Here is an 18,439-nt window from a genome sequence, read left to right as displayed (position 1 = left end):
CGGCGCGCCAGTCTGGCGCTGCCGGAGGTGGGGCCGGCGCTGCCTCAGGCCGGGAATATCCCGACCGTCACAGACCGAAAAAGGATAGTTGACCATGGCACGAACGAACCAGCCCTTCTCCGCTTCCGCCCGGGCCGTCCGCCTTCTGGGCGCCGCCGCGCTCATGGCGGGCACGATGATGGCGGGCGCCGCCTCGGCCCAGTCCGTTCCCGAGTCCGACGAACCGATCAAGCTGACGATCAATGACTGGACCGGCCAGGAGATCACGACCCGGATCATGGGCGGCGTTCTCGAGGAGATGGGCTACGAGGTCGAGTATGTGCAGGCCGACTACCTCGCGCAGTTCGCCGGCCTGGAAAGCGGCGACCTGACGGTCGCGATGGAGATCTGGGAGACCACCGGGAAGGACGCGCTGAAGGAGGCGGTTGCGACCGGCAAGGTCGAAGATCTCGGCGAGACGGGCCTCGAGGCCAAGGAAGAGTGGTGGTATCCCTCCTATGTGAAGGAGCAGTGCCCCGGCCTGCCCGACTGGAAGGCTCTCAACGAATGTGCGGAGCTCTTCGCCTCTCCGCAGACCTCGCCGAAGGGGCGCTATCTTGGCGGTCCGGTCACCTGGGGCGGCCATGACGAAGAGCGCATCGAGGCGCTCGGTCTCGACTTCGAGGTCATCCATGCCGGCACCGACGCCGCGTTGATGGCCGAGATCCAGTCCGCCTACCAGCGCCAGAAGCCGATTCTCGCCTGGGTCTACGCCCCGCATTGGGCGCCGATCCGCTTCGAGGGCGAATGGGTCGAGTTTCCCGAATATGAGGACGCCTGCTACAACGATCCGAGCTGGGGGACCAACGAGGATATGGCCTATGATTGCGGCAAGCCCTATGGCTGGGTGAAGAAGGTGGCCTGGAAGGGCGGCGAGGAAGTCTGGCCGGCAGCCTATCAGGCGATCCGCAATTTCAAGCTGACCAACGAAGATTCCGGCGATCTGATCGGTAAGGTCGACGTCGACGGCATGCCGCTCCAAGCCGCCGTGGACGAGTGGATGAAGAACAACGAAGACACCTGGAAGAGCTGGATTCCGCAGAACTGAGGCAAGCGGATCGGCCGGCACGAAGGTGCCGGCCGATCCAGCGCCGGATTCTTCAATCAGCCACGAGACGTTTCATGATCGAGGCATCCGCCTTGAAGCCGAACACCGAGCCGGACACGCGCGAGGACGCCCAACCGGCGACCAAGCTCTCCTGCCGCAATCTGTGGAAGATCTTCGGAGACGAGCGCGAGGTTCATGATCTCGTCCGCAAATCCGGAGGTGTCCCCGACCCCGCAGCCATTGATCGTGCCGGGCTCTCCGCCGGTGTCCGTGACGCCAGCATTGACGTTCGCGAAGGCGAGATCTTCGTCATCATGGGGCTTTCCGGTTCGGGCAAGTCGACCATCATCCGCTGCCTGTCGATGCTGCTGCAGCCGACGGCCGGCGAGTTGTTCTTCGAAGACCGCGATCTCCTGGCCTGTTCGCGCAAGGAGCTGATCGAACTCAGGCGCCACAAGATGGGCATGGTGTTTCAGCACTTCGCCCTCCTCCCCCATCTCTCGGTCTTGCGGAATGTCGCCTTTCCCCTCGAAGTGCAGGGCGTCGACCGTGCCCGTAGCGAGGAGAAGGCCCGCGAGATGATCGCCCTTGTCGGGCTCGAAAGCCGCGAGGAGGATTTTCCCGACGCGCTCTCCGGCGGCCAGCAGCAACGCGTCGGCATTGCCCGTTCCCTCGCCACCGAGCCGGAGCTGTGGTTCCTCGACGAGCCGTTTTCCGCCCTCGACCCGCTGATCCGCCGCGAGATGCAGGACGAGTTCCTGCGGCTGCAAAGGGTCCTCCACAAGTCGATCGTCTTCATCACCCATGATTTCGACGAGGCGATCCGCATCGCCGACCGTATCGCCATCATGAACCATGGCGAGATCGTCCAGATCGGCACGCCTGAGGATCTCGTGGTGCGCCCCGCCGACGCCTATGTCGAGGAATTCACCCGGGCCGTCAGCCGGTCGAAGGTCCTCTCCGCGCGCACCCTCATGGAAAGCCATGATGCGGCTGCGGACCATGCCGGCGAGATCGGCGCCAGCGAACGCGTCAGCGAATTCGCCGCCCGTGTCGTCGAGGAAACCCGCCCATTCGCCGTTGTCGACAAGCATCGCCGCCCGATCGGGCAGATCAGCCGCGAGGCGGTCATCAGCGTTCTGGCGGAGGGTTGATGAGCATCACCGCCACGGATTCCACGAGCCGCCACCCCGCCATCCGCTCGACGACGCTGTTCTGGGGTGCCGCGCTGGCCGGCCTCGTCGTCCTGTTCGTCGTCGCTTCGCAATTTCCCGTCCTTGACGATCCGCGCCGTGAGTTCCTTCTGCCCTTCGCGCGCTGGATCTCCGACGGCATGGATTTTCTCGTCGACGATCTAAGCTTCGGATTGTTCACCTTCGAGGATCTGACGCGGGCCATCGCATTCGTGTTGTCCCTCCCGCTTCTGGCCCTGACCTCGCTGCTGGCCTCCGGCTGGACGCTGCCGTTCTCTGAGATCGAAGTGGCGCCGCTTCCCTGGTTCGCCGTCGTGGCGGCCATGGTCTTCATGGGCTGGCGTATCGGCGGCGGAAAGCTCGCGGCCCTCATGTTCGCGAGCTTTGCCTATCTCGCGATCTTCGACCAATGGCAGAGCGCGATGATCACCCTGTCCTCGGTGCTCGTCGCGGTCCCGATCGGCATCGTCTTTGGGCTCGGGCTTGGCATCCTCGCCTACAAGCACTCCGGCTCCGAGCGCGTCATCTCACCTCTTCTCGACCTGATGCAGACGGTTCCGGTCTTTGCCTATCTTCTGCCGGTGCTGGTCCTGTTCGGCTTCGGCCAGGTCTCGGCGATGATCGCGACCATCATCTATGCCATGCCGCCGATGGTCCGCGTGACGATCGTGGCGCTGCGGTCGGTGCCCGGCGATCTTCTCGAGTTCGGCGACATGGCGGGTTGCACCGCGCGCCAGATGCTCTGGCGCATCGAGTTGCCGGCAGCGCGCGACAGCCTGATGGTCGGCGTCAATCAGGTGGTGATGCTCTCGCTCAACATGGTGATCATCGCCTCGATGATCGGCGCGGGCGGTCTCGGCCGCGATGTCCTGACCTCCCTGAAGCGGCTGGCGATCGGTGATGCGCTGGAAGCAGGTGTCGCCATCACCCTCCTCGCCATCGCCATCGACCGGCTCAGCCAGGCCTTTGCAAACCGCGCGCGCATGAAGCGCCCCAAGCGCTCGCAGGACCGCACACGGGTTCCGCTTTCCACGCCGGCCGGCTTCGTCGCGATCCTTCTCATCGGCGCGCTGATCACGGCATTGGCGCCCTCGCTTGCCATTTATCCGCGGGCGCTCGTTCTCGACACCGGACCGTTCTGGGACGAGCTCATCCGCCTGATCAACGTGCACCTCTACGACACGCTCGACGCGATCAAGGCCTTCCTGCTGATCTGGGTGATGATCCCCCTGAAGCGGCTCCTCGTGGAGGCGCCCTGGATGGCCGTCGCCGCTGGCGTCGCGCTCATCGGCTGGCGTCTTTCCGGCCTGCGCCTCGCCGCGACGCTGTTCGCGATGGCCGCCTTCATCGCCTTTACCGGCAATTGGGAAAAGGCGATGATTTCGGTCTATCTCTGCGGTACGTCCGTGGTGATCGCCTGCCTGATCGGCATTCCGATCGGCGTCTGGTCCGCCGCGAGCGCCCGCGCCCGCGGAGTGATCTCGGTCGTCATCGACACCCTGCAGACGCTGCCGAGTTTTGTCTATCTCATCCCGGTGGTCATGCTGTTCCAGGTGGGCGACTTCTCGGCGATGATCGCCATCGTCCTTTATGCGCTGGCTCCGGCGGTACGCTACACCGATCACGGGCTGAGACAGGTGCCGGGCGAGACGATCGAGGCCGCGACCATGGCGGGATGCACGCCCGCGCAGATCCTGTGGCGGGTCAAGCTTCCTCTGGCAACGCCGCACATCATGCTCGGCGTCAACCAGACGATCATGATGGCGCTGTCGATGCTGGTCATCACCGCGCTCGTCGGCACCAGCGATCTCGGCCAGGAGGTCTATATCGCCCTGACCCGCGCCAATGTCGGCATGGGTATCGTCGCCGGCCTGTGCGTGGCCTTCCTTGCGATGACGGCAGACCGGCTTATCGGCGCCTGGGCCGCCGAACGGCGGCGCAGATTGCACCTCGCCTAAGTCGACTCATCGGGGAAACTGACCGGACGGGCACTCAGTTCGCCATCCATCCGCCGTCGACGAACAGATTATGCCCCGTCAGATAGGTCGCCTCGTCGCTGGCAAGGAACAATGCTGCATTGGCGACATCCTGGGGAGTCCCGAGACGCGGCCAGGGCGTGCGGGCATGGGAGTAGTCCATCCAGCGCTTCTCGACCGCCCGGCCGCCCTTGCCGGTCAGGATCTTGCCCGGCGCAACGGCATTGCAGACGATGTGCTCCTTGCCGTAGTCGGCGGCGATCTGCCGGGTCATGTACGCGATGCCCGCCTTCGAGACACCATAGGCGAAATCCTCCGGGGCGCTGATGTAGCCATGCTGCGAGGAGATGTTGATGATCCGCCCGCGAACGTCGTTCACAAGCTCCTGCGTCAGCATCTGCCGAACGCTCGCCCGGGCGCAGAGATAGCTGCCCTTCAGACTGACGTTCATCACCCGGTCCCAATCGGCTTCCTCGGTTTCGGTGAGCGGCTTGCCGGCCCTCAGAACGGCATTGTTGACGAGAATGTCGATCCGGCGAAAATCGGAGACAGTTGCCTCAACGAGGGCCTCGACATCGTCTTTGGACGAGACGTCCGTCTTGACGAAACGGGCTGATCCGCCCGCCGACTCGATCAGATCGACGGTCGGCTCGCCGCCCTCGATGACATCGGTGGTGATGTCCGCCACGACGACGCTCGCACCGTGGGCTGCGAAATGCCGTGAAATGCAGCGCCCGATGCCCGATGCGCCGCCGGTGACGATCGCCACCCTGCCTGGAAGACGTTGTTCCATCTGAAGATCTTTCTCCGCTTCGCGGAATGAAATGTCCGAGGGTTAAGCCGGATCAGGAGGCGAAGACGAGGCTCGGCAGCCAGAGCGCGAGGGACGGCACGCCGATCAACAGGAGCACCATCGCCAGCATGATCAGGGCGAACGGAAACGATCCCGCCATCACCTCGCGGATCGAGCCCTCGCCGCGCACACCCTGGACGATGAACAGATTCATGCCGAGCGGCGGGGTGATCAGTGCGACCTCCATCATGATCACCAGGAAGATGCCGAACCACACCGGATCGATGCCGTAATGGAAGACCAGCGGCATGACGATCGGAATGGTGGCGATCATCATCGACAGCGTTTCAAGGAAACAACCGAGGATGAAGTAGAAGAGGATCAGGAGCAGAAGCACCTCGAAGGGGCTTGATGCGATCGTCCCGACGGCGCGCGTGAGCGTCTGGGGAATGCCGAGAATGCCGATCACGAAGTTGAGGAACTGCGCGGCGACGACGATAAGCAGGATCATGGCGCTGATCTTTACCGTCGAGAGCAGGGCTTCGTGCAGCATCGCGATGGAGAAACGCCGCTTGACGATGGTGACCAGCAACGCCCCGACGACGCCGACACCGGCGGATTCGGACGGCGTCGCCCAGCCGAGATAGATCGAGCCCATGATGAGAACGAAGATCACCAGCGGCGGCAGCACATCGAGAAGATTGCGGAACCGCTGGCCCCAGGGGACCGACGGCGGCGTGACCCCGGCGCGGTCCGGCCGCAGCAGGCTCACCACCAGAATATAGCCCATGAACAGCAGCGCCAGCACGATGCCCGGCAGGATGCCGGCGGCGAAGAGCTGGCCGATCGACGTGTTCGACATCGAGCCGTAGATGATCATGTTGATCGACGGCGGAATGAGTATGCCAAGGGTCGAACCCGCCGCGATCGAGCCGAGCGTCAGGCGATCGTCGTAGCGATTGGCTTTCATCGTCGGAATTGCGACCGTACCAATGGTCGCGGCGGTCGCGACCGACGAACCCGACACGGCCGCGAACAGGCTGCTGGAGGCAACGTTGGTATGGAGGAGACCGCCCGGCAGCCAACGCAGCCAGTCGGTCAGGGCCCGATACATGCCATCGGCAACGCCGGAGCGCACGAGAAGCTCGCCGAGAAGGATGAAGAGCGGGATCGCGGTCAGAATGAAGTCGTTCAGGACGCCCCAGGTCTGATCGCCGAACGTCATCAAGGTGGGAATGCCGAGATAGACGAGACAGCCGACGACGGCCGTGCCGAAGAGTGCGACGGCGACGGGAATGCCGAACAGCATCAGACCCAGCATGAGAATGAAGCCGAGGGCGGCGGACGCGAAGCCGATCACTGGGCCGTTCCCCGAACGCCGAGCTGCGACGTCTGTTCTTCAAGCTCCTCGTCGAGCGACTTCGCACCATAGGCTTGCTCAAGTCCCGGTGAACCCGTGAGGAAGAGGACGAACGCATGGATCATGGTCGCCACAGCCACGAGGGCGAAGAAGATCAGCCCGAGAACCCAGACCGCTTGCGGCTGCCAGAGCGGCGTCATCAGCGGCGTCCCGGAGAGCGAGCCGTATTCCAGACTGTCGGCCATCGCCGACCATCCGCGCCAGGCCATGAAAAGCGCCATCGCCGTAATCGAAAGCACAGAGACGAGATCGAGGAAGCGCCGGACACCGCGCGGCAGCCGCTCCAGGAGGATTTCGACACGCGTGTGGGAGCGATCGAGCCAGGTGTAGGCAAAGCCGAAGGCCGCCAGGGTGGCCAGCGTGTAGCCACCAAATTCGGCACTGCCCTGCAGCGAAACGTTGAACGCCTTGCGCAGGAAGACTTCGACGGTGATGAGCAGCGCCAGGCCGAGCACGGCATAGCCGGCGAGAAGCGCAAACAGCCTGGCCACCGGACCGAAATAGGTGGAGACCGGATTTCTCGTCATGGGTGGCGCGCCTCTCGACGATGAAGAAGGGCCGACCCGCGACGGGGTCGGCCGGCTCTTTTCGGTGGCGGGCGGGTTACTCGATCTCGAGGCCGACAGCCGCGCCGACGGTCTCGTTCCACTTGGCCGAGCACTCGGGATCGACGGCGTTGCAGGTGTCGCGCCAGATCGGCAGGACGACGCTCTCGGCCGCTTCCTTCACTTCCGTCTGGTCCTCCGGCGAAATGTCGACGAGAGTCATGTCGAACTTCTTGTGGTTCGAGCAGCTGTCCTGCCCGGTATTGCAGGCGACCGCGTCTTCATTGGAGGTGACGGCGAGTTCCCAGAGCTTGTCTTCGAGGCTCTTGAAGGCGGTCTGGAGCTCCTCCTGCTGCTCGGCCGAGAAGCTGTTCCAGGTGTCGAGATTGATGAAGTGACCCTGGACCGAACCGGACACCGACAGCGGCAGGAAGTGTGTCGTCACCTCCGGCCAGTTACCGGTATTGCCGGAAGTCGGCGAGGTCACGCCGCACGAGACGACACCACGCTGGAGCGCCGGATAGACCTCGGAGAACTGCAGCGTGACCGGCGTTGCGCCGAAATGCTCGAGCATGGCCGACATGGACGGCGTGAAGCTGCGCACCTTGAGGCCCTCGAGATCGTCGAGGGTCTCGATCGGGTTGTTGCAGTAGAAGACCTGCGGGCCGAACGGCCAGAGGGTCAGAACCTTGGCGTTGAACTTCTCCTGCAGTCGCTCGTCGAAGGCCTCGCGATAGGCGTCAACCGCCTTGTGCAGAGCGTCCATGTCGGTCGCGACACCGATAAGGTCGATGCCTTCGAAGAACGGATCGTCGCGGGACGCCATGCCGATCTGCACCGACATCACGTCGAAGGATCCGCCCTTGAGCATGCGCAGGGCGTCCGGGGCCTTCACGCCGACCACGTCCATCGGATTGTAGTTCACGGAAAGGTCGATGCCGGTCTTTTCGCCGAGATCCTCGAAGAAGGCTCGCTCGATGTCGACCTGCTTGTTGTTCTGCGAGAAATTGCCCGCGACCCGGAGCGACGTCTGCGCCTGGACCGAGGTCACCCCGACCGACAGGGCGGCAGCGGTCGCGAGACAGAGAAGCGAATGTCTGATCATGGAGAGCTCCGTTTGAATTCATTTCTCATGGAAGCATCACAGATCACCCGGCTTTATGAAACGACAAATGTTGTGCAGGCGGATGAAAGCCGGCCGCCCTGATTCCCCAAGGGAAAATCCTTTCGATGCTGAAAAAATGAGCGCGAATTGCGCCGTATGCCTGGTTTTTGGGAGTCTTTTGGCCTTTTCCGATGAGCGGAAACAATTGTCTTCGCCCCGCCTTCATGGCATCACCCACGGCAAGATGCAGCGCTGCATACGGCGCGAGCCAGCAAAACCCGCGGAGAAAATGAATGCAAAACTGGGATCAGAACCGGTCGCCGCTTTCCGTCAGCGAGGCTGCGCCCCGGAAGCTGATCGGCATGCTCACGCCCTCCTCCAACACCGTGCTCGAGCCTTATACGGCGCGGATGATGGAGCCGCTCTTCCCCGCGGTCACGGCTCATTTCGCGCGCTTCCGGGTCACCCAGATCGCCCTCGACGAGGCCGCCAACGGCCAGTTCGCACAGGCGCCGATCATGGCTGCCGCCGAACTCCTGGCGGATGCGAAATGCGACGTCATTGCCTGGAACGGGACGTCGGCGAGCTGGCTCGGCTTCGACAGCGACGAGCGGCTCTGCGAGGCGATTACCGAAAAGACCGGGACCCGAGCGACGAGCGCGATCCTCAGCCTCAACGCTCTGCTCGCAAATCTTCAAGTGAAGAGGCTCGGCCTCGTCACGCCCTATACGATGGACGTGCAGCAGCGGATCATCGAGAATTATGCGGGCATCGGCATCGAAGTCTGCGCCGAGGCCCATTCCGGCCTCAGCGACAACTTTTCCTTCGCCAATGTCGAAGAAGAGGCAATCGAGAGGATGTGCGAGAACGTCGCCGCGGCGAAGCCGGACGCCATCGCGGTCGTCTGTACCAACATGCGGGGTCCGCTCGTGGCGGCAGCGCTTGAACGCCGTCTTGGCATTCCGGTCCTAGATTCCGTCGCCTTCACCTTGTGGGGGTGCCTCGCCGCAATGAATGTCGACGCGACGCCGTTGCAGGAGTTCGGTTCGATTTTCGCACTCCCGAACAGTGAACGGCGCCATGTCTGAGGGCACGACCCTTTCCCTCGATGCCGCGACGGGCACGCCGCCTTCGATCCTGCATATCCAGGTGATCGACGACCTGCGCGGCATCATCACGCGTGGCGAGCTCGCCGAGGGAAAGCGTGTGCCCGAAGCTGCCCTGTGCGAACGTCTCGGCGTCTCCCGCACGCCGCTGCGCGAGGCTCTGAAGGTCCTTGCGGCCGAGGGATTCGTTGAACTCCGGCCCAATCGCGGCGCGGTGGTGGTCCCGATCGACAGCGATGCTGTGGCTGCCCTGTTCGAGCTGAAGGGGGCGATCGAATACATGATCGGGCTGAAGCTGCCCGAGCGGATCACGCCTGCCGAACGCGCTCACATCGAGGCGATCCAGCGGCGCCTTGTGGAATGCCAGAAAAGGGCCGACGCTTCCGGCTACACCCTGGAAAACCACAATTTTCATGCCGCCCTCGCCGCCGGAATCCGCAACGACGCCGTAGTGCAGACCTATTCGACCCTCCAGCGCAAGATCCTGCGGGCCCGACTCGCGATCAACGAGGATCCGAGCCAGCTGGCGCGGTCCGTCGACGAGCATGAAGGCATTCTCACCATGCTGCGCGCCGGAGCTGCCCGCGATCTCGCCTTTCGGCTTGAGAAGCACAATCGCCGGACCGGCGAGGCGATCCTGGCGCAACTGCGCGCGAAGCGGGCCTGACGCGCGATGCTGCTTCTCAAGGCCGCGGCTGTCCTTCCCTTCGCAGGTGGCGAGACGATCCGGGATGCGGGAATCGCCGTCTCGAACGATCGCATCGTCGCGCTTGGGCGTTTCGCGGAACTGCGAGACAGGTTCGAGGGCAGCCAGATCCTCGACCTTCGACAGGCGATCATCCTTCCCGGCCTCGTCAACGCCCATCAGCACGGACGCGGTCTCAGCCCGCTTCTGCTCGGCTATCATGACGACGCGCTGGAGCCGTGGATTGCCGCACGGCGGCGGCATGGTCCGCCCGACATCTATGCCGTCACGCGACTTGCGGCCGAGGAAATGCTGGCGAACGGCGTGACCGCCACCCTCCACGCGAACTACAGCTATGGTTCCGACTATCGCGAAGAACTGGCCGAGACGGCACGGGCCTACCGTGATGCCGGCCTCAGAGCGACGATCTGCATCGGCTATCAGGATCGCGGCTTCCTCACCTATGGAAACGAAACCGAGTTTCTTTCCACCCTGCCCGTCGAGGCCCGCAACGCCCTGCAATCGGGAGGGCCACCGCCCTATGCCGGCAGCGTTGCGGACACGCTGGCGCTGATAGAGGAAATGACGGCGCGGTTCGCCGACACGCCGATGATTTCCTTCGCCTATGGCCCCGCGGGCCCGCAATGGGTGAGCGACGCAGCCTGGACCGCCCTTGCCCGCGACGCGGCAAAGCGCGGGACTGGTCTGCACTTCCACCTCTTGGAATCGCCGGCTCAGGCCGCCTACTGCCGCTCGGTCTATGGCTCCTCGACACTCGCCCATCTTGCGCGGCTCGGGGTGTTCGAGGCGAAGGCGAGCTTTGCTCACGGCGTCTACATGAACGACGAGGACATGACGGTTTCCAGAGATGCGGGGGCCGTTGCCGTTGCCAATCCGGGGTCCAACCTGCGGCTGTTCAATGGTCCACCGCCGGTGGCGGCGCTGCATCGGCGGGGATGCACCGTCGCGGTCGGCACCGACAACACCGCGCTGGCCGACGACGAGGACTATCTCGGCGAATTGCGTCTTTACGCCAACCTCGCCCGCTCCCCCGGCATCGACGCGATCGGCCCGTCGCCGGACGACATTTTGCGCACGGCGACGACCAATGGCGGCAAGGCCGCGTTTCTTCCCGAGGGCTATGGCTCGCTTGCACCGGGTCAGCCCGCCGATCTCATCGCCATCGACGGCACAGGCTTCGATGCGACCGGCCGGATGAGGACGGAGCCCCCTTTGCCGCTGCTGCTTGCGCGGGCCAAGGGCACGGACGTGGTCTTGACCATGACGGATGGTGTCGTTCGCTTCGCCCGCCGCGAGCAGGATGCGGCACGGCGCGCACACTGGCGAGAGATCGCCGCCGCGTCTGTCGTGAAACGCGAATTGCGGCAGGACGCGACGACCGTTTCCGCCATTCAGCAAGCCTTGCGGGACTTCGCCGGAACGCCCGACCCGCCTTGCGAAGACTGAATGGTGCGAACGCGGCGGCGTGCTCCTCAAGGAAACATCACAGGGGGACAAGACCGTGAAAATCGCCATTGCTGGCGGCTCCGGCTTCGTCGGTCTTGCAGCGGCCGAAGCGCTCGCAGCCCGCGGTCACGACGTCGTGCTCTTCGATCTCTGTACGCCACCGGCCGAATTCCAGGCCCATCCGGCCCTCAGGAGAATCCGATTCATCAAGACTGACGTGTGCGACGGCGCAAGGCTGACAGAAGCTTTCGAGGCAGAGCGGCCACACGCGCTCCTGCACATGGCGGCGCTGACGTCGAACGAGACGATGGAACGCACGGCCGCCGCGAAAATCATCGAAGTGAATGTCGGTGGCACGGCAACGGCCCTCGAAGCCGCGGCAAAAGCGTCCTGCCGGCGGATCGTCGCGCTGTCCTCGATTGCCGTCTACGGCTCGCGCCCGGGCGATTTCGGCGCTGCCGAGTCCATTGACGAGGCGATGCCGCCCCGCCCGGATTCCCTTTACGGGAACACCAAACGGGCGAGCGAAGAGGTGGCGCGGCGGCTCGCCGACCTTCACGATCTCGACCTGACGACCCTGCGCCTCGGGCCGATCTTCGGCCCCTGGGAGCGCCCCGGCGACGCAAGGCCCGATCTCAGTCCGCATGCCCAGATCCTCGCTCAGGAGGCACCCCGGCTCGCCGGCGAAATGCGGACCGACTGGCTCTACAGCCGCGATGCCGGTGAAGCGATCGCCGCGGTCGTCGAATCCGCCGATCTCGGCGGCAACACCTTCAATCTCGGTGCCGGCTCGCTTTCGACGCCCGTCGAATGGGCCATCGCCGCCGGCATAGCCACTCCCTCGATCGCACCAGACGCTCCGACCGTCACCTCGCGGATCCCGCCATCGCGGCCGCCGCTGGCCATTGAACGGTTGCGTGCGGCGATCGGCCTTTCCGGCACGCGGCCGATCACCGAGGCTGCGGCCGATCACATGGCGTGGCTCGCGTCCGTCGGCATGACGCCTCCGCGCGCGGGAGGATAAGGAGGCAGACGTGCTGTTGATCCGCATCGAGGGATTCGCGCCGCAGCCTCAGAGCGTCTGGCCTCGGCGGCGCTTTCGGCATAATAGCTCCGGCTATGCCGAGCGTGACCGATGCGTTTGCGCGTGCGATGGCCCAGGCGGCCGGGATGACGCTGAGGGACGACGGAGCGCTTGTCTCCGGCGGTGTCGTCGTGCGTCGTCTGCCGCCGCAGAGCGACGGACGATTTGCCGACACCGACTACTTCGATCTCCTGGATTGGATGCGCCGCCAGCATGGCGACGATGTCGCGCTGCTCGACGCCTATTCCAGATTGATCCGGGCCGACAATATCGGCGTGCTCGGGCTGGCAATGAAGACGGCGCCGACCCTGCGGGCCTCGCTGGAGCGCGTCGAGCGTTACTGGCGGGTGGTCACCGACACTGCGGTCTACAGCCTCGACGAATCCGGCGATCCGTCACTCCTCACCTTCGAGGCCCGCACGGGGCACCACCCCGTTCTTGATTTCCGCAACGAAGGGGCGCTTGCCGGCTTCGCTCGAAACATGCGCCGGTTCGTGGAGGGAGAACTCGTCCTCGACCACGTGACGTTCCGCCATGCCTGCCGCGGCGATCCCGAGCGCTACGCGGCACTCTTTGGCTGTCCCGTGCATTTCGCCGCCGATCGCAATGCGATCGCGCTGAAACCCGCCATGCTCGACCTGCCCAACCGCCTGGGCGACCAGGCGGTGTCGGATTTCCTGACTGCCCATCTCGAGACGGAGATCGGCTCGCTCAGGGACGATCCATCCGTCAGGGCAGCACTTCTGCGGCGCCTCACCCCGGCGCTCAGCCAGGGCGTGCCGCAGGCGGCCGAGATCGCGCATGAGATGGGGATGAGCGAGCGCACGCTCTATCGCCGGCTCGCTGAAGAAGGACTGACCTTTCGCGACGTTCTGACGGAAGCGCAGTCCTCGCTCGCGCAGGAACTTCTTCGCGACAGCACCAGCTCGATCGCCGAGATCGCGTTCCTGGCGGGATTCTCCGAACAAAGCACGTTCAGCCGGGCGTTCAAGCGGTGGGTCGGGCAGGCCCCGGCGCAGTTCCGGCAGCAGGCGTCTTCCCGATAGCACACCGCGCCGGGGAGGCCCTTGGCAGGATCAGCCAACAGCTTGGCAGGAGCGGCCGATATCGCGTGTCAGCTTCGGGGTAATGTCGGAGCATGGCTCAGCGAGCTTGTCCGCGACGCAGGACGTAACGAACGGCTCGACGGCCGAGTTCAACGGCGAACCGAATGGCCGCGTCCCGCAAGCAAGCGATGCAGCACCACGCGCCTCGCAGCCACGCCCACGGGACTTCTGCGTCCGCTCACAAAGGATGATGGACATGAATAGCGGAAACCAGCACCAAGTCCTCCGACTGGCAGCCTTCTCGGACGGTGTCGCCGGAGGCAATCCGGCGGGCGTTGTGGTTGGCGAGACCCTGCCCTCAGAGGCCGAAATGCAGCGTATCGCCGCCCAGGTCGGCTATTCCGAGACCGTCTTCGCCGCCCCCGAGCGCGACGCATGGCGCGTGCGCTATTTCTCGCCCGAAGACGAAGTCGCCTTTTGCGGCCATGCCACGATCGCGCTCGGCAGCGTCCTGGCCGAGCGTGGCGGAGACGGCGTCTTTCCCCTGGACCTCAACACGGGCCGGATCACCGTCGAGACCCAACGCGTCGACGGCGCCACCCGTGCCGCTCTGACCTCGCCGCCAACGCGCAGCACTCCAGCGGACCCGGTGCTTGTGAAGTCGGCGCTCGATCTGTTCGGCTTCGCGCCCGAAGACCTGGACCCTGCCCTGCCCCCGGCGCTGGCCCATGCCGGCAACGACCACCTGATCCTGGCTTTGACGGACAGGGCGACGCTGGCGCGCATGACGTACGACCTGAGCAATGGCGCCCGCCTGATGCGGCGCCACAAATTGACGACGATCGACCTCGTTTGGGTCGAGACGCCGCAGAGATTCCACAGCCGCAACGCCTTCGCCATTGGCGGCGTCCTCGAAGACCCCGCAACCGGCGCAGCCGCTGCAGCGCTTGCGGGATATTTGCGCGACATCGATTGGCCCCATGGCGGCACGATCGACATCGTCCAGGGCGAAGACATGGGCGCGAAGTCCCTGCTCCGTGCCGAGATCGGCGCCACGCCCGGCGAGCCGATCCGTGTCTCGGGAACGACGCGGCCGATCGCCGAATAAGACGGACGAACCACAATCGGGCTGCGGCGTGCGGCCCGGGCTTTTCCTGAACGGCCTGCGCTTGGAGCGAGCGCGGGCCGTTTTTCGTCTCCCACCCGCCACACCTTGTCCTCACGGGGATCCAAGGCAGAGCGCCGGCAAGAAGCACCCTTCAAGGGATGGCCACCACCCTCTCCTGCGTCTCGATCGCCTCTCGCCCCGTCGCCGCAGCCTGCCACTGGCAGATTCGGCCAAGACCTTGGCAGAGCCGGCCGATACCAGCGCGGGCTCCCCAACGTAACTTCGCCTCATCGATCAACGGAGAGGGGTCCGGCACCGAAGCCGGCGCCGCCGCGGCGGCAAGAGCCTGTCGCGGACGTCAGACCTGATCCGCCCCTGGCAGCGTGACGGGGTCACGCTGTCATCAGCCCACCGAAGGAGACGGAAATGGATCACGAACACACACCCGCATGCGGTTGCGATGTCAGCCTCGAGCGTGTCGACATGGCGCGCCGGCGCCTGATGATGGGGGCAACCAGCGCCGCGGCAGCAAGCCTCGTCGCCGCCTCCGCGGGAAGCGCGGAGGCCGCCTCCGACGAAGCCCGTGCGCTCTACGCCGATCCTGCAGAGCCGGGCCTGCCGCAGGTCGATATGAAGATCGAGCCGGGCCGCACCGCGCTCGTGGTCACCGACCCGCAGATCGACTTCCTCTCGAAGGACGGCGTCACCTGGGGCGTTGTCGGAGAGAGCGTGACGGAACAGGGCACCGTCGACAACATCGAAAGGCTGTTCGCCGCCGCCAAGACGGCCGGAATGCCGGTGTTCATCTCGCCGCACTACTACTACCCGCACGATCACAAATGGCAGTTCGAGGGCACCCTCGAAAAGACCATGCACTCGATCGGCATGTTCGATCGGCCCGGCCCGCTCGACCTCGACAATTTCGAAGGCTCCGGCGCCGACTGGATGCCGCAATACAAGAAGTACATCGAGGACGGCGAAACCGTCATCTGCTCGCCCCACAAGGTCTATGGCCCAGCGCAGAACGATCTGAACCTGCAGCTTCGCAAGCGCGGAATCGACAAGGTCATCCTCGCCGGCATGTCGGCCAATCTGTGCACCCAGGCGCATCTCTACGAGCTTCTGGAACTCGGCTACGAGGTCGCCGTCGTGCGCGACGCGACAGCCGGCGCGAAGGTGCCCGAAGGCGACGGCTACCTCGCCGCGATCATCAACTTCCGCATGGTCGCCAACGGCGTCTGGTGGACGGACGACGCTGTCCAGCGCATCGCCCGTGCGGCCTGACTTCCCCCCTCCTGTCATCACCTCCCCACCCCGAAAGGATCAGACCCATGAAAACCGCTCTCTGCTTTTCCTCCATCGCGATGGCTGCGATGCTCGCCTTGACGCCAGCCGCCTTCGCCGCCGACGAGTACAATGTCTCGAACGGACTGACGCTGACGGGCAAACCCCTCGGCATGCACGGCTTCGACCCGGTCGCGATGTTCGATAGCGAGGCGCCCCGGATCGGCGATGCCGTCTACACCTCCGCCCATGACGGGGTGGACTACTACTTCGCCAGCGAGGCGGCGCAGCAGCGCTTCGACACCGATCCCGGCGCCTATCTCCCGCAATTCGGCGGCTTCTGCGCCTATGGCGTCTTTGTGGGCAAGAAGCTCGATGGCGATGTGCGCTATGCCGATATCGTCGACGGCAAGCTCTACCTCTTCGTCAACGCCGCAGTCTTCGAGAAGTACCTCGCAAATCGCGAAGAGGTGCTCGCCACCGCCGACGAAAAGTGGCCGGACATCCGGTCCGCGGCCATCGAAGACCTGTGATCCACAGCTTCTTCCAAGGACTTCAGGCCTCGCCTGTCGGCGCCTGACGTCTCCACCGCGCCTGCAAGGGCCGCAGGGTGCACCTGGCACTCGGCGAAGCCCATTTGGCGCATGAGCGGATCAGGCGCCGAACAACTTCTCTGGCAGAAACGGCCAAAGCGTTGGATGGGGCATGTGCGATCAGGCCTCGCCCTTTCCAGACTCGCGTCTTTTCCAGACCACCATCCCAGCGCAGGGAGACCGACCATGCAACCGAAACCCATCCTCGTCATCGGCGCAACCGGCAAGACCGGCTCGCGCGTCGCCACCCGGCTCGCCGCGGGCGGCCATGCCGTAAGGCTCGGCTCGCGCCAATCCGAGACACCGTTCGACTGGGAGGCACCCGACACATGGGCGGCCACCCTGGACGGGGTCGGATCCGCTTATGTCACCTACTTTCCGGACCTCGCCTTCCCGGGAGCCATCGAGAAGCTCGGCGCGCTCTGCGAGGCTGCGAAAGCCGCGGGTGTCGAGCGTCTCGTCCTGCTCTCCGGCCGAAGCGAGCATCACGCTCGGCAGGGCGAGGACGTCGTCCGCGCTTCAAACCTCGGCTTCACCATCGTGCGTTCCGCATGGTTTGCGCAGAACTTCTCCGAAGGCTACCTGCGCGCCCCGATCCTGGACGGCGTTCTGCCGATGCCAGGCGGCGACACGCCCGAGCCGATCATCGATGTCGACGACATCGCCGATATTGCCGTGGCGGCTCTGACCGAAGAGGGACACGAGGGGGAGTTGTACGAGGTGACCGGACCCCGCCTGTTGACCTTCGCCGACATGGCAACGGAGCTGTCCTCGGCCATCGGCCGGCCGATCCGGCATATTCCGATCAGCTTCGAGGATTTCCACGCCGCCATCGCCCAATCGGGCGGAGAGTTCGTGGCGGACGTCTTCACCGCCATCGCCCGCGAAACGCTCGACGGGCGCAACGCACATCTCACCGACGGGGTGATGCGCGCGTTGCGCCGCCCACCGCGCGACTTCGCCGAGTTTGCACAGCAAGCCGCCCGGTCCGGTGCCTGGGCTGTTGCAGCCTGAACGCCATTGCCTCGGTGCGCCTTCTTTGTCGAGCGCGGCCCGGGAGAATGGTCGCGACAGAAAAAGCCGCGGAGGGGCAGACGCGTTCGCGTGCGAAGCTTCAGGCCCCACTCGCCTCGATCAGCTTCAGGAGCGGCTCCTTCGCCTTCTGCGCAGCTGCAATCACCCGGCCGCCTTTCTCAAGACCTGATTCCGCGAAGAAGTCGTTCGTCCAGCCTCCTGCCTCGCGCACGAGGCAGAGACCAGCGAGGCAGTCCCAGGCATTGATGTGGGGCTCGTAGTAGGCTGCAAGCCGACCCGCCGCGACATAGGCCAGCATCAGCGCGCCGGAGCCGTTGCGGGTGAACATGCCGCCATGCTCCAGGAGCAAGCGCACGAATTCCGAAACCGCCCGGGCGGGCACGCGGTGGTTCGCACCGAGCCCCATGAGGCCATCGGCAAGCGTCGCATCCTTGGCAACGGAGAGCGCGCGGCCGTTCATCGTCGCGCCATGGCCTGCCCGCGCGGCGTAGAGTTCGCCGGTGCAGGGCGCGAAGATGACGCCCGCCACATGGCGCTCGCCGCTGATCAGCGCGATCGACACGCACCAGGCGGGGATGCCATTGACGAAAGGGCTCGTCCCGTCGATCGGATCGATCACCCACGTATAGTCCGACTGCTTCCGGTCGAAGCCGAACTCCTCGCCAATGATGCGGTCTTCGGGAAACCGATCGGCGATGCCGGCCCGGATCAATTCCTCGACCTCCCGGTCGGCCTGGGAGACCATGTCCTGCGCATTGACCTTCGCCTCGATGCGAAGCCGCTCGGGATGGCGAAAATAGTCGAGCGCCAGTTTTCCCGCGCTCTCGGCGATGGTCTGCGCCAGGGCGAAGCGTTCGGCGGCGGGGTCCGGGCTGGTCATCGGCGAGTTGCTCTTTCTGAAACGCGTATGAA

At 64.9% G+C, this 18,439-nt stretch carries 17 protein-coding genes; 12 read left to right on the top strand and 5 right to left on the bottom strand.

Going from position 1 to position 18,439, the window contains the following annotated elements; genetic code table 11:
* Window positions 1–94: 94 nt before the first annotated feature.
* From MF134_RS14005 to MF134_RS13995, 3 genes are all read left to right on the top strand, one after another.
* Window positions 95–1,087 carry an ABC transporter substrate-binding protein gene (locus MF134_RS14005; RefSeq protein WP_457589990.1) on the top strand — a complete coding sequence of 331 codons (993 nt, stop codon included), beginning with the start codon at window positions 95–97 and terminating at the stop codon, window positions 1,085–1,087.
* A 74-nt stretch (window positions 1,088–1,161) separates the two neighbouring features.
* Window positions 1,162–2,241 (top strand): quaternary amine ABC transporter ATP-binding protein, encoded by a 1,080-nt coding sequence (locus MF134_RS14000; protein WP_255340092.1) that lies wholly within the window; start codon window positions 1,162–1,164, stop codon window positions 2,239–2,241.
* The gene (locus MF134_RS13995; RefSeq protein ID WP_255340091.1) at window positions 2,241–4,238 is read left to right on the top strand and encodes an ABC transporter permease; all 1,998 of its coding nucleotides are present in this window, start codon (window positions 2,241–2,243) and stop codon (window positions 4,236–4,238) included. Before MF134_RS14000 ends, MF134_RS13995 begins: the two co-directional genes overlap by 1 nt.
* A gap of 34 nt (window positions 4,239–4,272) precedes the next feature.
* Here MF134_RS13995 and MF134_RS13990 read toward each other — a convergent pair whose 3' ends face one another.
* From MF134_RS13990 to MF134_RS13975, 4 genes are all read right to left on the bottom strand, one after another.
* Window positions 4,273–5,049 (bottom strand): SDR family NAD(P)-dependent oxidoreductase, encoded by a 777-nt coding sequence (locus MF134_RS13990; RefSeq protein WP_255340090.1) that lies wholly within the window; start codon window positions 5,047–5,049, stop codon window positions 4,273–4,275.
* A gap of 52 nt (window positions 5,050–5,101) precedes the next feature.
* Window positions 5,102–6,409, bottom strand: coding sequence for a TRAP transporter large permease (locus MF134_RS13985; RefSeq protein WP_255340089.1), 1,308 nt, complete (start codon window positions 6,407–6,409; stop codon window positions 5,102–5,104).
* On the bottom strand, window positions 6,406–6,996 hold the full coding sequence (locus MF134_RS13980) for a TRAP transporter small permease subunit (protein ID WP_255340088.1): 591 nt from the start codon (window positions 6,994–6,996) through the stop codon (window positions 6,406–6,408). The genes MF134_RS13985 and MF134_RS13980 overlap by 4 nt, the downstream gene beginning before the upstream one ends.
* Window positions 6,997–7,072: 76 nt before the next feature.
* Window positions 7,073–8,119 carry a TRAP transporter substrate-binding protein gene (locus MF134_RS13975; RefSeq protein ID WP_255340087.1) on the bottom strand — a complete coding sequence of 349 codons (1,047 nt, stop codon included), beginning with the start codon at window positions 8,117–8,119 and terminating at the stop codon, window positions 7,073–7,075.
* A gap of 293 nt (window positions 8,120–8,412) precedes the next feature.
* Here MF134_RS13975 and MF134_RS13970 point away from each other — a divergent pair, with 293 nt between their 5' ends.
* From MF134_RS13970 to MF134_RS13930, 9 genes are all read left to right on the top strand, one after another.
* Window positions 8,413–9,207, top strand: coding sequence for a maleate cis-trans isomerase family protein (locus tag MF134_RS13970; protein WP_255340086.1), 795 nt, complete (start codon window positions 8,413–8,415; stop codon window positions 9,205–9,207).
* Window positions 9,200–9,892, top strand: a complete 693-nt coding sequence (locus MF134_RS13965) for a GntR family transcriptional regulator (RefSeq protein ID WP_255340085.1) — start codon at window positions 9,200–9,202, stop codon at window positions 9,890–9,892. Before MF134_RS13970 ends, MF134_RS13965 begins: the two co-directional genes overlap by 8 nt.
* A 6-nt stretch (window positions 9,893–9,898) precedes the next feature.
* Entirely contained in the window at window positions 9,899–11,377 is a 1,479-nt protein-coding gene (locus tag MF134_RS13960) for an amidohydrolase family protein (protein ID WP_255340084.1), read from the top strand.
* 55 nt (window positions 11,378–11,432) lie between these two features.
* On the top strand, window positions 11,433–12,401 hold the full coding sequence (locus tag MF134_RS13955; protein ID WP_255340083.1) for an NAD-dependent epimerase/dehydratase family protein: 969 nt from the start codon (window positions 11,433–11,435) through the stop codon (window positions 12,399–12,401).
* A gap of 95 nt (window positions 12,402–12,496) precedes the next feature.
* Window positions 12,497–13,507, top strand: a complete 1,011-nt coding sequence (locus MF134_RS13950; protein WP_255340082.1) for an AraC family transcriptional regulator — start codon at window positions 12,497–12,499, stop codon at window positions 13,505–13,507.
* 256 nt (window positions 13,508–13,763) lie between these two features.
* Window positions 13,764–14,615 (top strand): PhzF family phenazine biosynthesis protein, encoded by an 852-nt coding sequence (locus MF134_RS13945; protein ID WP_255340081.1) that lies wholly within the window; start codon window positions 13,764–13,766, stop codon window positions 14,613–14,615.
* Between the two features lie 426 nt (window positions 14,616–15,041).
* A complete protein-coding gene (locus MF134_RS13940; RefSeq protein WP_255340080.1) occupies window positions 15,042–15,899 on the top strand; it encodes a cysteine hydrolase in 858 nt (285 codons plus the stop codon).
* Between the two features lie 47 nt (window positions 15,900–15,946).
* Window positions 15,947–16,432, top strand: coding sequence for a YHS domain-containing (seleno)protein (locus MF134_RS13935; protein ID WP_255340079.1), 486 nt, complete (start codon window positions 15,947–15,949; stop codon window positions 16,430–16,432).
* Window positions 16,433–16,678: 246 nt separating this feature from the next.
* The gene (locus MF134_RS13930) at window positions 16,679–17,506 is read left to right on the top strand and encodes a Rossmann-fold NAD(P)-binding domain-containing protein (protein ID WP_255340078.1); all 828 of its coding nucleotides are present in this window, start codon (window positions 16,679–16,681) and stop codon (window positions 17,504–17,506) included.
* A 100-nt stretch (window positions 17,507–17,606) separates the two neighbouring features.
* Here MF134_RS13930 and MF134_RS13925 read toward each other — a convergent pair whose 3' ends face one another.
* The gene (locus MF134_RS13925) at window positions 17,607–18,407 is read right to left on the bottom strand and encodes an inositol monophosphatase family protein (protein WP_255340077.1); all 801 of its coding nucleotides are present in this window, start codon (window positions 18,405–18,407) and stop codon (window positions 17,607–17,609) included.
* Window positions 18,408–18,439: the final 32 nt, after the last annotated feature.

The sequence above is a fragment of the Jiella marina genome, from assembly GCF_024359545.1.
Lineage (GTDB): Bacteria > Pseudomonadota > Alphaproteobacteria > Rhizobiales > Rhizobiaceae > Jiella.
This window is presented reverse-complemented; position numbering and strand designations above follow the sequence as displayed.

What these genes read in the sequence shown, in the direction of transcription:
- MF134_RS13960 (WP_255340084.1), top strand. Translation starts at nt 9,899, where the DNA reads ATGCTGCTTCTCAAGGCCGCGGCTGTCCTTCCCTTCGCAGGTGGCGAG.
- MF134_RS13950 (WP_255340082.1), top strand. Translation starts at nt 12,497, where the DNA reads ATGCCGAGCGTGACCGATGCGTTTGCGCGTGCGATGGCCCAGGCGGCC.
- MF134_RS14000 (WP_255340092.1), top strand. Translation starts at nt 1,162, where the DNA reads ATGATCGAGGCATCCGCCTTGAAGCCGAACACCGAGCCGGACACGCGC.
- MF134_RS13925 (WP_255340077.1), bottom strand. Translation starts at nt 18,407, where the DNA reads ATGACCAGCCCGGACCCCGCCGCCGAACGCTTCGCCCTGGCGCAGACC.
- MF134_RS13930 (WP_255340078.1), top strand. Translation starts at nt 16,679, where the DNA reads ATGCAACCGAAACCCATCCTCGTCATCGGCGCAACCGGCAAGACCGGC.
- MF134_RS13990 (WP_255340090.1), bottom strand. Translation starts at nt 5,049, where the DNA reads ATGGAACAACGTCTTCCAGGCAGGGTGGCGATCGTCACCGGCGGCGCA.
- MF134_RS14005 (WP_457589990.1), top strand. Translation starts at nt 95, where the DNA reads ATGGCACGAACGAACCAGCCCTTCTCCGCTTCCGCCCGGGCCGTCCGC.
- MF134_RS13965 (WP_255340085.1), top strand. Translation starts at nt 9,200, where the DNA reads ATGTCTGAGGGCACGACCCTTTCCCTCGATGCCGCGACGGGCACGCCG.
- MF134_RS13945 (WP_255340081.1), top strand. Translation starts at nt 13,764, where the DNA reads ATGAATAGCGGAAACCAGCACCAAGTCCTCCGACTGGCAGCCTTCTCG.
- MF134_RS13980 (WP_255340088.1), bottom strand. Translation starts at nt 6,996, where the DNA reads ATGACGAGAAATCCGGTCTCCACCTATTTCGGTCCGGTGGCCAGGCTG.
- MF134_RS13935 (WP_255340079.1), top strand. Translation starts at nt 15,947, where the DNA reads ATGAAAACCGCTCTCTGCTTTTCCTCCATCGCGATGGCTGCGATGCTC.
- MF134_RS13940 (WP_255340080.1), top strand. Translation starts at nt 15,042, where the DNA reads ATGGATCACGAACACACACCCGCATGCGGTTGCGATGTCAGCCTCGAG.
- MF134_RS13975 (WP_255340087.1), bottom strand. Translation starts at nt 8,119, where the DNA reads ATGATCAGACATTCGCTTCTCTGTCTCGCGACCGCTGCCGCCCTGTCG.
- MF134_RS13995 (WP_255340091.1), top strand. Translation starts at nt 2,241, where the DNA reads ATGAGCATCACCGCCACGGATTCCACGAGCCGCCACCCCGCCATCCGC.
- MF134_RS13970 (WP_255340086.1), top strand. Translation starts at nt 8,413, where the DNA reads ATGCAAAACTGGGATCAGAACCGGTCGCCGCTTTCCGTCAGCGAGGCT.